This is a genomic window from Pseudomonas sp. FW215-R2 (genome assembly GCF_058789255.1).
This window is the reverse complement of the sequence record NZ_JBYTBO010000044.1, coordinates 1-12,577: the sequence shown is the minus strand read 5'-3', so window position 1 is coordinate 12,577 and position 12,577 is coordinate 1. Positions and strand designations below refer to the sequence as shown.

The 12,577-nt window shown below is 63.1% G+C and carries 12 protein-coding genes; all 12 read right to left on the bottom strand.

The window, feature by feature from the left end:
- A partial coding sequence (locus tag AC3WRD_RS29700) for a phage infection protein (protein ID WP_102650885.1) occupies window positions 1-292 on the bottom strand: 292 nt, incomplete at its 3' end.
- Window positions 293-405: 113 nt separating this feature from the next.
- On the bottom strand, window positions 406-1,101 hold the full coding sequence (locus AC3WRD_RS29695; RefSeq protein WP_102622583.1) for an anti-sigma factor: 696 nt from the start codon (window positions 1,099-1,101) through the stop codon (window positions 406-408).
- Window positions 1,098-1,631 carry a sigma-70 family RNA polymerase sigma factor gene (locus AC3WRD_RS29690; protein WP_173861410.1) on the bottom strand — a complete coding sequence of 178 codons (534 nt, stop codon included), beginning with the start codon at window positions 1,629-1,631 and terminating at the stop codon, window positions 1,098-1,100. The genes AC3WRD_RS29695 and AC3WRD_RS29690 overlap by 4 nt, the downstream gene beginning before the upstream one ends.
- Window positions 1,632-1,673: 42 nt before the next feature.
- Entirely contained in the window at window positions 1,674-2,195 is a 522-nt protein-coding gene (locus tag AC3WRD_RS29685; RefSeq protein WP_102622581.1) for a DUF3455 domain-containing protein, read from the bottom strand.
- Between the two features lie 89 nt (window positions 2,196-2,284).
- Window positions 2,285-3,910: an ABC transporter ATP-binding protein gene (locus AC3WRD_RS29680; RefSeq protein ID WP_102622580.1), complete on the bottom strand. Its 1,626-nt coding sequence runs from the start codon at window positions 3,908-3,910 to the stop codon at window positions 2,285-2,287.
- 14 nt (window positions 3,911-3,924) lie between these two features.
- Complete coding sequence (locus AC3WRD_RS29675; protein WP_102622579.1) at window positions 3,925-4,947, bottom strand: ABC transporter permease; 1,023 nt, start codon at window positions 4,945-4,947, stop codon at window positions 3,925-3,927.
- Complete coding sequence (locus tag AC3WRD_RS29670; protein WP_096823061.1) at window positions 4,947-6,011, bottom strand: microcin C ABC transporter permease YejB; 1,065 nt, start codon at window positions 6,009-6,011, stop codon at window positions 4,947-4,949. Before AC3WRD_RS29670 ends, AC3WRD_RS29675 begins: the two co-directional genes overlap by 1 nt.
- 1 nt (window position 6,012) lies before the next feature.
- The gene (locus AC3WRD_RS29665) at window positions 6,013-7,884 is read right to left on the bottom strand and encodes an extracellular solute-binding protein (RefSeq protein WP_102622578.1); all 1,872 of its coding nucleotides are present in this window, start codon (window positions 7,882-7,884) and stop codon (window positions 6,013-6,015) included.
- Between the two features lie 110 nt (window positions 7,885-7,994).
- Complete coding sequence (locus AC3WRD_RS29660; protein ID WP_173861409.1) at window positions 7,995-10,700, bottom strand: TonB-dependent receptor; 2,706 nt, start codon at window positions 10,698-10,700, stop codon at window positions 7,995-7,997.
- 208 nt (window positions 10,701-10,908) lie between these two features.
- Entirely contained in the window at window positions 10,909-11,310 is a 402-nt protein-coding gene (locus AC3WRD_RS29655) for an ExbD/TolR family protein (RefSeq protein ID WP_007959059.1), read from the bottom strand.
- The gene (locus tag AC3WRD_RS29650; protein ID WP_007959058.1) at window positions 11,310-12,014 is read right to left on the bottom strand and encodes a MotA/TolQ/ExbB proton channel family protein; all 705 of its coding nucleotides are present in this window, start codon (window positions 12,012-12,014) and stop codon (window positions 11,310-11,312) included. Before AC3WRD_RS29650 ends, AC3WRD_RS29655 begins: the two co-directional genes overlap by 1 nt.
- 49 nt (window positions 12,015-12,063) lie before the next feature.
- Window positions 12,064-12,577: energy transducer TonB (locus AC3WRD_RS29645; RefSeq protein WP_146013114.1), on the bottom strand; the 514-nt coding region annotated here is incomplete at its 5' end.

Below are 12,577 nucleotides of genomic sequence, written 5' to 3'. Positions count from 1 at the left end.
AGCCACCTTCGGCAACGCGACGTTCTTGCAGACGATCCGAGCCACCTTCGGCAACGCGGCGCTCTTGCAGACGATCCGAACCACCTTCAGCGACGCGACGTTCCAGCAGACGATCCGAGCCGCCTTCAGCGACGCGACGTTCCAGCAGACGATCCGAACCACCCTCGGCAACGCGCTGTTCGATCAAGCGATCCGAACCGCCTTCAGCGATCATGGTGTGGGCAGGTTTGGCGGCAAATGCGTTGAAGGCCAGAACCGAAAGGGCAATGCTGAGGATGACTTGGCGTTTCATGATTTTGTGCTCCGGGGGTGTTGTTTGTTTGGTATGGAGCAGATGTTACGCCCGGGATTTTTTAAGAGAACTTCATTGACGTGATGGTGAACATCGACGCCGATGATGGTTTGTCACAGCACCTTCACCGCGCGGCCAATCGCCTGGATCGGCCCGGTGGGTTTGCCGATCGGCGAACCATTGGCGCCTTCCAGCGTCAGCTCGAACAACTGGTTAGGTTGCAGCGGCGGCAGCTTGTCCAGCGGGATCGACAGCGCTTGCCCCGGCTTGACCAGACCCAGCGACACCGGGCCTTGCCAGCCGTCGGCCTTGGTCCAGAACTCCAGCGCCTTGTCCGCCGGCACCTCGACCACGCCCAGCGGAATCAACTGAATCTCCCGGGGACTGCTGGCCTGGATCACCCAGCCCGGCGCCTTGTCCTGCGGGGCGACCAGTACCACCAGATAACTCGGTTTCGGCGTGGTCTGGGTTAACAGGATCGAACCCAATAACAAGGTTGCGGCCAACCCGGCAGCGCTCAAACCGCGCCACAGTGACAGGCGGTTCCACCATGAAATCTCTGGCGCCATCTTATGGGCGAGTTGCCCGACACTGCGTTCAATGCGTTGCCACAACTGCGACGAGGGCTGATGCGCCGGGGCGAGGTCGGTCAGTTCCAGCAGACGCCGTTCCCAGGCATCCACGGCCGCTTGCAGCTCGGGCTCGTTCGGCAGGCGTCGCTGCACTTCGGCGCGTTCTTCGGCCGAGAGCGTGCCAAGCACGTATTCGCCCGCCAGTTCATCGCGTTCCTGCGCCGATTCGGTGGTCATCCCATGCACTCCCGCAACGCATTGAGGCTGCGTTTGATCCAGGCTTTGACGGTGCCCAGCGGCGTATCGAGGCGTTGGGCGATCTGCGCGTGGCTGTAACCGTCGACGTAGGCGTGAAGGATGCAGCGGCGCCGTTGCGGTTCCAGTTGATGCAGGCAGCGGTGGATGCGCGTCGATTGCGCCAGCGTGTCGAAGCCGTCATCACTCGCCAGTGATTCGTTGCTGTCGTCCAGCGGTGTTTCCCGGCCATGATCGCGCAACACATTCAGCGCCAGATGCCGGGTCACGCTGAACATCCAGCCGCGGGCCGAACCGCGCGACGGATCGAACCCCGACGCGCCGGCCCAGATTTTGATGAACGCATCATGGACGATGTCCTCCGCCAGCGCCGTATCACGCACCAGACGCCGGGCCACACCGAGCAGCCGCGGACCTTCCTGCACGTACAATTCGCGCAGCGCCTCGCGCTCACCGCGAGAACAGGCGGCGAGGCGGGCTTCGTAATCGAACAGGTTTTCGGGCAAGGGCATGTCCTGCAATCTAGCAAGCATCGACCAAACGTCCAGTCAGGTTCAGTTCGCCGCCCAGAAAATGTAATCGGCCTGGTACTTCACCACTTCCTGTTTACCCTTGTTTGCGGCCGTGCATTCGCTGCCCGGCGCCACACCGCCCTTGAGGGCGACACGCTGGATGTAGCTCACGCCGCTCATCGCGCCTTTGCCTTCAGCGGGGTTGGCCTTGACCAGTTGATAGGGCAGGTTGCCCGGACTTGAGGGGGCAACGGCCAGTTGCGTGCCGGTGACTTTCGAACCGTCCTGCGCCTGCCAGGTGGCGGGCGGGCCGAAGTAGGTGCCGACCTGTTTGCCGCTGCGATCGTTGAGCACCGCTTTCGGGCCGACGAACACCCACTCGGTTTGGCCGGTGGCATTGGCTTTGTCCCGGCATTCGTAGGTGATCTCGCCGACCCCGGTGGTTTCCAGGGCGATCTTGTGGCCGTCCGGCACCTTGATCGCGTCGGGATAACTGCTTTGGGCAAAGCTTGTCGAGGCGACAGCGAGCAAACCGGTGAGGCCAATCAATTGGGTGATGTTCATCAGTGTTTCTCCGAAAAGGGTAAACCGCTGACAGCCGAAAGAGGGCTGTTACAGGGACTACCCGTGACGGAACGGTTTGGATGCAGGGCTCATGAGAAATTTTTTGCAGCCGTTGCAGATCCCTCAATTTGGCGTGCCTGCACGAGCCCGGAAGCCTTGAGCAACGCCTGGGTATAGGCATGCTGCGGCGCCGCAAAAATCTCGCGCGACGCTCCCTGTTCCACCACCTTGCCATCCTTGATCACCATCAAGTCATGCGCCAGCGCATGCACCACCGCCAGGTCATGGCTGATGAACAGGTACGTCAAGCCATGGCGGATCTGCAACTGCCGCAGCAATTCCACCACCTGTTTCTGTACCGTGCGGTCCAGCGCGGAGGTCGGCTCGTCGAGCAGAATCAGCGCCGGTTCCAGCACCAGCGCCCGGGCGATGGAAATACGCTGGCGCTGGCCGCCGGAGAATTCGTGGGGATAGCGGTGTCGGCTCTGCGGGTCGAGGCCGACTTCCTCCAGGACGCGGATCACCGCTGCCTCACGTTCCTCGGCCGTGCCGATGCCGTGGGTCAGCAGGCCTTCGGCGATGATCTGCTGCACCGACATCCGTGGGCTGAGGCTGCCGAACGGATCCTGGAACACCACCTGGATCTGCCGGCGCAACGGGCGCATCAAACGCTGATTGAGCAGGCTCAATTGCTTGTTGCCGAACCGAATATCGCCCTCGGATTCCACCAGCCGCAGAATCGCCTGGCCCAGCGTCGACTTGCCCGAGCCGGACTCGCCGACTATGCCCAGGGTCTTGCCCCGTTGCAGACGAAAACTCACGCCGTCTACCGCCTTGATGTATTCCTGGGTGCGGCTGAACAGCGCCTTGGGCAGCGGGAACCAGACTTTCAGATCGTCCACCTCCAGCAGGTTGTGATCGTAGCGGCTCGGCACCGGCGCGCCGGATGGTTCCGCCTCGATCAGCAGGCGGCTGTAAGGATGCTGCGGGGTGTGGAACAGCGTTTCGCAATCGGCCTGTTCGACGATTTCCCCGTGGCGCATCACGCACACCCGTTGGGCGATGCGCCGCACCAGATTGAGGTCATGGCTGATCAGCAGCAGCGACATGCCGAGGCGTTGCTGCAACTCGATCAACAGCTCCAGAATCTTCTGCTGCACGGTCACGTCCAGCGCTGTGGTTGGCTCATCGGCGATCAGCAATTCGGGTTCGTTGGCCAGCGCCATGGCGATCATCACTCGTTGCCGCTGGCCGCCGGAGAGCTGGTGCGGATAGGCCTTCAACCGTTGCAACGGTTGGCGAATGCCCACCAGTTCCAGCAGCTCCAGCGTGCGCTGGCGAGCGGCGCGACCCTTGAGCCCCTTGTGGATCTCCAGCACTTCGCTGATCTGTTTCTCCACCGTGTGCAACGGGTTCAGCGAGGTCATCGGCTCCTGGAAAATCATCGCGATGCGATTGCCGCGCAAGCTGCGTAGTTGATTTTCGCTGGCGTGCAGCAAGTCCACGCCGTTGTAGCGGATGCTGCCCGTGCTGCTGACGGTCTTGGCCGGCAGCAAACGCAGGATCGAGTGCGCCGTCACCGACTTGCCCGAGCCGGATTCGCCGACCAGTGCCAGGCACTCGCCACGGCGGATGTCGAGGTTTACGCCGTGCACCACTTCATGCCCGGCGAAGGCGACGCGCAGGTCGCGGATTTCAATCAGGTTATCGGTCATTTCAGCTCCGGGGATCAGGATCGCGGATCGAACGCGTCACGGCAGGCTTCGCCGATAAACACCAGCAAGGACAGAATCAGCGCCAGGGCAAAAAACGCCGTCAGCCCCAGCCACGGCGCTTGCAGATTGCGCTTGGCCTGGCCGATCAGTTCTCCCAGCGACGCGGTGCCGGCGGGCATGCCGAAGCCGAGAAAGTCCAGTGCGGTGAGGGTGGCGATGGCGCCGGTCAGAATGAACGGCAGGTAGGTGAGGGTGGAGGTCATGGCGTTGGGCAGAATGTGCCGGCGCATCAGTTCGCTGTCCATCAGACCCAGCGCCCGCGCAGCCTTGACGTATTCCAGGCTGCGCCCGCGCAGGAACTCGGCGCGCACCACGTCCACCAGTGCCAGCCAGGAAAACAGCGCCATGATCCCCAGCAGCCACCAGAAACTCGGCGAGACGAACCCGGACAAAATGATCAGCAGGTACAACACCGGCAGCCCCGACCAGATCTCCAGCACCCGTTGCCCGAGCAAGTCGACCCAGCCGCCGTAGTAACCCTGCAACGCCCCGGCGACGATGCCGACCAGCGCACTGACGGCGGTGAGGATAAGCGCAAACAGAATCGAAATCCGCGTGCCGAATATCACCCGCGCCAACACGTCCCGCGCCTGATCGTCGGTGCCCAGCCAGTTGCTGGAGGACGGCGGACTCGGTGCTGGTTCCGTGAGGTCGTAATTGACCGTGTCGTAGCTGAACGGGATCGGCGGGAACAGCATCCAGCCGCCCTGATCCTCGATCAGCCTGTGTACGTAATTGCTGGCGTAATCCGGCTGGAACGGCAGTTCGCCCCCGAAATCGGTTTCCTGATAATCGCTGAGGATCGGGAAGTAAATGGCGTTGTGGTAGCGGATCACCAGCGGCTTGTCGTTGGCGATCAGTTCGCCGCCGAGGCAGATCAGGCACAGCCCGATGAACAGCCACAGCGACCAGCGCCCGCGACGGTTGGCCTTGAATTGCGCGATGCGCCGCCGGCCCAGAGGGGAGAGTGTGAACATCAGGCAGTCCTCGCCGAAAAGTCGATGCGCGGGTCGAGCAGGGTGTAGCAGAGGTCACCGATCAGCTTGATCAACAGGCCGAACAGGGTGAACAGGAACAGCGTGCCGAACACCACCGGGTAGTCCCGCGACACCGCCGCTTCGTAGCTCATGCGCCCGAGGCCGTCGAGGTTGAAGATGGTTTCGATCAGCAGGGAACCGGCGAAAAACACCTCGATCAACGCCGACGGCACACCGGCCACCACCAGCAGCATCGCGTTGCGAAACACATGGCCGTAGAGCACGCGTCTTTCGGTCAGCCCCTTGGCGCGCGCGGTGATCACGTACTGGCGGCTGATCTCGTTGAGGAAGCTGTTCTTGGTCAGGATCGTCAGCGTCGCAAAACCGCCGATCACCAGCGCCGTCACCGGCAACACCAGGTGCCAGAGGTAGTCGCCGACCTTGCCCCACAGGCTCAGACTGTCGAAGTTGTCCGAGACCAGCCCCTGCACCGGAAACCAGTTGACGTAGCTGCCCCCGGCGAACACCACGATCAACAGGATCGCGAACAGAAACGCCGGCATTGCGTAGCCGACGATGATCGCCGTGCTGCTCCAGACATCAAATGCGCTGCCATTTCGGATCGCCTTGCGAATGCCCAGCGGGATCGAGATCAGGTAGGTGATCAAGGTTGCCCACAGGCCGAGGGACAGCGACACCGGTAGTTTCTGTACGATCAGATCCGTCACCTTCGCACCGCGAAAGAAACTGCTGCCCAGGTCCAGTTGCGCGTAGTTCTTGAGCATCAGCCACAGGCGTTCGTGCATCGGTCGGTCGAAACCGTAGTGGTGTTTGATTTCTTCGATCAGCGCCGGGTCCAGGCCACGGCTGCTGCGCCCGGCACCGCCGATGGCGGTTACCTCGCTGGCGCCGCCCATGCTGTGCCCGCCGAAGCCTTGCAGGCGGGCGATGGCCTGTTCCACCGGGCCGCCGGGCGCGGCCTGCACGATGACGAAGTTGACCACCAGAATGCACAGCAGCGTCGGGATGATCAGCAACAGACGTCGACTCAGATAACGCCACATGTCACTGGCCCCCCGCGAGTTGGTGCAAGGCACTCATTTGCTGGTTGGTCAGCGGCTTGGTCGAGACCTCCCACCAGGTGTCGAGGCCTTCGCTGTAGATCGGTTGCACCGGCGGCATGCCGAAGCGGTTCTGATACACCGTCGGCGTGCCTTTGGAGTAGTAGTTGGGAATCATGTAGTCACCCCATTGCAGCACCCGGTCGAGGACGCGGGCGTAACGCACCATGGCGTCGCGGGTATTGGCCTGCACCAGGCCGTCGATCAGTTGGTCCACCGCTGGGTCCGCCAGCACCATTGAATTGGAGCTGCCGACCTGCGTGGCGCTCTGCGAGGCGTACAGGCTGTACAACTCGCGGCCCGGCGAGACGATCGGATCGCCGCTGCGCGGGAAACTGGTGACGATCATGTCGTAGTCCCGGGCGTTGAGCCGGTTGATGTACTGCGCCGAATCGATGCGTCGCAGATTGAGGGTGATGCCGATCTGCGCGAGGGTGCGTTTGTACGGCAGCAGCATGCGGTCGAAACCGCCCTGGCCGTCGAGGAAGGTGAATTCGAATGGCTCGCCGGCGGCGTTCACCAGCCGATTGTTTTTCGGCGTCCATCCGGCTTCGGCCAGCAGCTTTAATGCTTGCAACTGCTTGTCGCGGATGTAGCCGCTGCCATCGGTTTTAGGCGCCTGATAGACCCGGCTGAAAGCCTCGTCCGGAATCTGTCCGCGCAGCGATTCGAGGATCGCCAGTTCCCCGGCGTCGGGAAGTGCGGTGGCAGCCATTTCACTCTTTGGCCAGTAGCTGTTCTGGCGCACGTAGAAGCCGCGCATCATCTGCTTGTTGGTCCACTCGAAATCCCACAGCAGGCTCAGCGCCTGACGCACGCGGCGATCCTTGAACAGCGGGTTCTGCAGGTTGAACACAAAACCCTGGGCGCTGGTCGGTTTGTCCGGGGCGAGAATCGCCTGTTGCAGGCGTCCGTCGCGCAGGGCCGGACTGTCGTAGCCGACCACGTAGCCAGACGAGGAAAACTCGCGGTTGTAGTCGAACGCGCCGGCCTGCAGCAGTTGCCGGGCGACGTCGGTGTCGCCGTAGAAATTCACGGTCAGGCTGTCGAAGTTATACATCCCGCGACTGACCGGCAGGTCTTTGCCCCACCAGTGCGGATCACGCTGGAAACCGATGCTGCGCCCGGCGTCGACCTTGCTGACACGGTACGGGCCGCTGCCCAGCGGCGGTTCGAAGCCGCCGCCGTTGGCGAAGTCGCGGGTCTTCCACCAGTGTTCGGGCACCGGTCGCAGCGACGCCAGATCCAGCGCCAGCGTGCGGTTGAGGTTGTTCTTGAAGGTGAAGCGAATCTGCCACGGGCCTTCGATCAGCACATCCTGCACGTCGGCGTATTGCTGGCGATAACTCAGGCTGCCCTTGGTCATCAACAACTCGAAGGTGTAGCGCACGTCCTCGGCGGTGATCGGTGTGCCGTCGGCGAAACGCGCCTCGGGATTCAGGTTGAAACGCACCCACAGGCCGCCGGGATCGCGCTCCATGGATTGCGCCACCAGACCGTAGACGGTGTAGGGCTCGTCCAGCGAACGGAACGCCAGCGGCGAATACACCCAGTCGTTGACCTGCACCACGGAAATGCCTTGATCGGCATACGGGGTGATGTAGTTGTACTGACCGATTTCCATCGAGGCGCGGCTGAGCGAGCCACCCTTTGGTGCGTCGGGATTGACGAAGTCGAAGTGGTGAAAGCCGGCGGGGTATTTCGGCGCCTCGCCGTACACCGTCATCGCGTAGCTGCCGCCGGCCAGCGCAGATGCCACGTTGCACAGCAGCGCGCTGCCGAGCAGCAAGCCGGCCATGTTGCGCATGAATGTCATGAAGTCGTTCCTCTGAGCCGGAAAAACCCGAAGCGGCGGCTGGCCGCTGCGGGATGCGAATTCGCAAGGGGAGGGGGCCGGCCGGAGTCTTGCTCGGCCCCGACCGTGACTCAGAAGTGGTACGTCATGCGCGCAAACAGCGTGCGGCCCAGCGGATCGGTGTAGCGCGGGTCATAGCCGCTCTGGAAGTTGTAGGCCTGGTTGGAGAACGGCGGATCACGGTCGAACAGGTTCTTCACCCCGGCATCGACGTCTAGCACCTTGTCGAAGGTGTAACCGGCCGACAGGTCCCACACCGAATACGACGCGACCCGCGCGTTGGTTTCGCGGTCGTAGTCGTTGTAGCCGGTGGTGAAGCGGTTGGTCAGCGCCGCACGGGCGGCGCCGAAGGTCCAGGAACCGGTCAGGTTGTGTTTCCAGCGGGCAATCACACCGTCGCCCTTGAAGTCGCCGACCTTGTCGGTGAACGGGCCCTTGATGGTGCTCTGGAAGTCGTACTCGTCGACATAAGTGCCTTGCAGGCCCAGACCGAATTGACCGTACGGCGTGTTCGGGAAGCGATAGTCCAGCGACACATCGACGCCGTTGGTTTCGACGATGCCGAGGTTGGCGTTGCCGGTGACGATGTAATTGAGCGTGCCGTCGGCGTTGCGCACGAAGCGGTCGGGGTAGCTGCCGGCCTGATCGAACACGGTGGATTCCGGGAACGGCTGGATCTGGTTGGAGATGTGAATCCACCAGAAATCCAGTCCCACGGACAGATTGCTGACCGGCTGATAGACGAAGCCCAGCGTCACGTTGCGGGCTTTCTCCGGGGCCAGGTCTTCGTTGCCGCCGATCTGGTTGAGGAACTGCTGACCGCAATCGCGCCCGCCGTTGCCGCCCGGTTGCACGACACCGCCGGTACACAGCACCGGGTCGTTGTAGTAGCCCTGGGTGTAGGTGATGCTGCGCGGCGAATACAACTCATACAGCGACGGCGCGCGGAAACCTTCGCTGTAGGCGCCGCGTACTACCAGCTCCTTGAGCGGCTGATAGCGGAACGAATATTTCGGGTTGGTGGTGCTGCCGAAGTCGCTGTATTTGTCGTGACGTACGGCGGCGGACAGTTCCAGGCTGTCGAGCACCGGCACGTTGATTTCCGCGTAGGCGGCTTTCACGCTGCGGTCGCCTTCAACGCTGCCGGCCGGGTCGATGCCCAGGCTCTGGATGTCGCCGGCGAACGGCTCGAAGTCCTGGTGGAATTTCTCTTTGCGGTACTCGCCGCCCAGCGCCAGACCCGACGGGCCGGCACCGAACCAGTCACCGATTTCGCGGCTGATCCGCCCGTCGAAACCGGCGACCCGACCGACCGCCGTGGAATAGGCGCCGTGGTACATGGCCTGATCGATGTATTGCTGACCGGCGCTGCTCTGCGGCCCGAACGGGTTGAGCAGACCGCTGGCCAGACCGCTGATCATCGCCTGATCGCTGACGTAGCCGCTGGTGACGCTGGAGACGATCTTGTTCTGGTTGTAGGAGGCGCCAACGTTGTAGTCCCAGCCGCCAACCAGACCGTCGAAGCTCAGCAGGAAGCGCTGACTGGTGTTCTGGTCTTTCGATTCGCGCGGGCCGGCAGCCGTTTCGCGCCAGTTCACATCCACCGGTTGCGTCGGGTCGAGGGCGAAGCCGGTGGGCGCCGGAGTGATGCCGTTGCCGGGGTAGTAGGGCGAGGACGAATCCAGGCTCAGGCCGGTCAATGGCGCCGGGCCGACAGCGGTGGCGTTGTTGTTGCGCGACCAGAAGTATTCGAGGTTGACGTTGTGATCATCGGCCAGTTTGCCGGTGGTCTTGCCGAAGAACGAGGTCTTCTCGGTCTGCGGCACCAGGTCGATGTATTCGCGGGTGCTGAAGCGGCAGAGGCCGTCACGGGCCACTAGGTTGGGGCCGTTGCAATTGCTGTTGGCCAGCGGGTTGGTGGCATTGCCGTTCTGGCTGTAATTGCCGGGGAACGCGGTGCCGGAGGTCTGGTCCAGGCCACGGCCGGGCACGTAGTCGCGGGCGAAGGAGCGGTCGTTGGCGTCGAGGTTCTGCTGCTTGTTGTAGTTGAACACGCCGAGCACGTTGAAGCGGTCCTGCTCCAGGTCGCCGTAACCCCAACTGGCGCTCATGTCCTTGGTCGCACCGCCGCCGCTGTGGGTCGGGGTTTCGCCGCCGAGGGTGAGCTGGCCGTCGGTCATGGATTTCTTGGTGATGAAGTTGATCACGCCGCCGATGGCGTCGGTGCCGTACAGGGCCGAGGCGCCGTCGCGCAGCACTTCCACGCGCTCGATCGCGGCAAACGGGATCATGTTCAGATCCACCGCGCCGCCGGCCGAGTTGGTGCCCGACAGGGCGTTGTTCGCCAGCCGGCGACCGTTGAGCAGCACCAGCGTCTTGTTCGCGCCGATGCCGCGCATGTCGGCGAACGATGCGCCGCCGGTGGCCGCGCCGACCGAGCCTGCGCTGTTGTTGATCGACTGGCTGCCGGTGATGCGCTGCACCAGTTCGGCGGTGGTGGTCACGCCCTGTTTGCGCAGTTCCTCGGCCTTGAGTACGGTGATCGGCACCGCCGTTTCCGCATCGACCCGACGGATCGCCGAACCGGTCACTTCGACCCGTTGCAGTTGCGTGGTCGGCGCGACCACCGCAGCGGCGGCCGGGACGCTGTTGTCGTCCTCGGCAGCCTGAACCCCGGCGCCCATCCCCATGGCCACCAGGTACAACGGAACGAAACGGTGGCGGGAAATCGTCGCCACCAAGGGTTTGAGCGTGAAGCGTGGAGTGTTCATCAGCATGGTTGTTTCCGACTTTGTTAGACGTTTATCGAAATGGCCTTGTGAGCCCTCTTTGCACGGAGCACGGTGGTGCCGCGCCGCGAAAACCACTTTCTTCAAGCAAGCCGATCCCCTCCGAAGACGCGGTGCGTTTTTTCGGTCGGCCGATTGCGACGGGATTCAACGAACGGTGTCGGGCGCGTCCCTCACAGCGCGCCCGGCACCGGCGTCAGCGGGTGGTCATCACCGATATTTTGGTGATGCCCGAGCGCTCGATGGATGCCATGGCTTTGGCTACCTGGCCGTAATTCACGGCGGAGTCGGCCTGCAGCTGCACGCGCACTTCGGCGTCCTTGGCCTTGACCTCCTTGAGGCTGGCCTCCAGTGATTCCGGCGCCAGCTCGGTCTTGGCCAGGAAGAACTTGCCGTCCTGATCGACGCTGACCACCACCGGGTCTTTCTTTTCGGCGGGGGCGACGGCGTCGGTTTTCGGCAGGTTGACCTTGATCGCATTGGTCATCAGCGGCGCGGTGACGATGAACACCACCAGCAGCACGAGCATTACGTCCACCAGCGGCGTGACGTTCATTTCGCTGAGCACTTCATCGCTGTCTTGAGTGGAAAAGGACATCAGCTGGCCTCCCGCACGGCGGCCGTGGATTTGGCGATGGCCTGGCGGCTGATGGAAAACGCACTGCGCGAGGCGAGGGCGTCGAAGTCGTGGGCGAAGTCATCCATGTCCGCCGAGGCCAGCTTCAGGCGCCGCAGGAAGAAGTTGTAAATCAGCACTGCCGGCACCGCGACGGCAATCCCCACGCCGGTGGCGATCAGCGCGTGGCCGATGGGCCCGGCCACGGTTTCCAGGCTCGCCGAACCGCTGGCGCCGATGCTTTGCAGGGCTTCCATGATTCCCCACACGGTACCGAACAGGCCAATGAACGGCGCGGTGCTGCCGATGCTGGCGAGGATCGCCTGGCCGTTTTCCAGCGAGCGGCGTTCCTTCTGGATCTGCTGGCGCAAGTTGCGCTCCAGTCGGTCGGAACGGTTGATGGTGTGCGCCAGTTGCTGGGTGGTGCGGGGGGATTCCTCCACCAGCAAGGCTTCGAAACCGCTGCTGGCGATCCGCGCCAGCGAGCCCGGATATTGGCTGGCGTGCTCGGCGGCGGTCAGCAGATCCGGCGCGCCCCAGAAGGCTTTGCTGAACTGTCTGTTCTGGGTTTTCTGGCGCAGGTATTGCGCCGACTTGACCAGCAGGATTGCCCAACTGACCACGGAAAACAGCACCAGCCCCCAGAGCACGCCGGGGACAATCATCGAAGACAAAGAATCGTTCATGGCTACACCTCGCTTGCGTTAATCGGTTGTGAGTTCGGTTGTCGCGCCGTCATTGCGGCAATTTGAAATCGATGGTTTGGGTGGCGAAGCCGTCGATCGGTGTGTCGCCGCGTTTGGCCGGAATGAACTTCCAGGCTTTCACCGCCGCGACCGCTGCGTCATCCAGTTGCGGCTTGCCGCTGGATTTGGTCACCGTCACCGAGCCTGCACGACCGTTGGCCAGCACCTGAATCCGCAGCACCACGCTGCCTTCCCAGTTGCGCCGCAGGGCCAGCGACGGGTATTCCGGTGGCGGGTTGCCGAGGCTGGCGAGGCCGGAAATTGCCGCCGACTCTTTCACCGGGCCCGGTGCCGCAGCAGGTGCCGGAGGCGCGCTCGGGGTGGCCGGGGCGGCAGGCGCTGCCGGTTGCGCAGGGGCGGGCGGCGCTTTCGGCGGCTCGGCCTTTTTCACCGGTTTGGGTTTCTCGACCGGTTTCGGTTTTTCGATCGGCTTGGGTTTCTCCACCGGTTTGGGCGGTGGCTTGACCGCGTCCTCGTCTTCCACCGGTTGTTCCGGTTCGGGA

Coding starts and splice junctions, on each gene's coding strand:
- AC3WRD_RS29695 (WP_102622583.1), bottom strand. CDS start 1,101: ATGACCACCGAATCGGCGCAGGAACGCGATGAACTGGCGGGCGAATAC.
- AC3WRD_RS29690 (WP_173861410.1), bottom strand. CDS start 1,631: ATGCCCTTGCCCGAAAACCTGTTCGATTACGAAGCCCGCCTCGCCGCC.
- AC3WRD_RS29685 (WP_102622581.1), bottom strand. CDS start 2,195: ATGAACATCACCCAATTGATTGGCCTCACCGGTTTGCTCGCTGTCGCC.
- AC3WRD_RS29680 (WP_102622580.1), bottom strand. CDS start 3,910: ATGACCGATAACCTGATTGAAATCCGCGACCTGCGCGTCGCCTTCGCC.
- AC3WRD_RS29675 (WP_102622579.1), bottom strand. CDS start 4,947: ATGTTCACACTCTCCCCTCTGGGCCGGCGGCGCATCGCGCAATTCAAG.
- AC3WRD_RS29670 (WP_096823061.1), bottom strand. CDS start 6,011: ATGTGGCGTTATCTGAGTCGACGTCTGTTGCTGATCATCCCGACGCTG.
- AC3WRD_RS29665 (WP_102622578.1), bottom strand. CDS start 7,884: ATGACATTCATGCGCAACATGGCCGGCTTGCTGCTCGGCAGCGCGCTG.
- AC3WRD_RS29660 (WP_173861409.1), bottom strand. CDS start 10,700: ATGCTGATGAACACTCCACGCTTCACGCTCAAACCCTTGGTGGCGACG.
- AC3WRD_RS29655 (WP_007959059.1), bottom strand. CDS start 11,310: ATGTCCTTTTCCACTCAAGACAGCGATGAAGTGCTCAGCGAAATGAAC.
- AC3WRD_RS29650 (WP_007959058.1), bottom strand. CDS start 12,014: ATGAACGATTCTTTGTCTTCGATGATTGTCCCCGGCGTGCTCTGGGGG.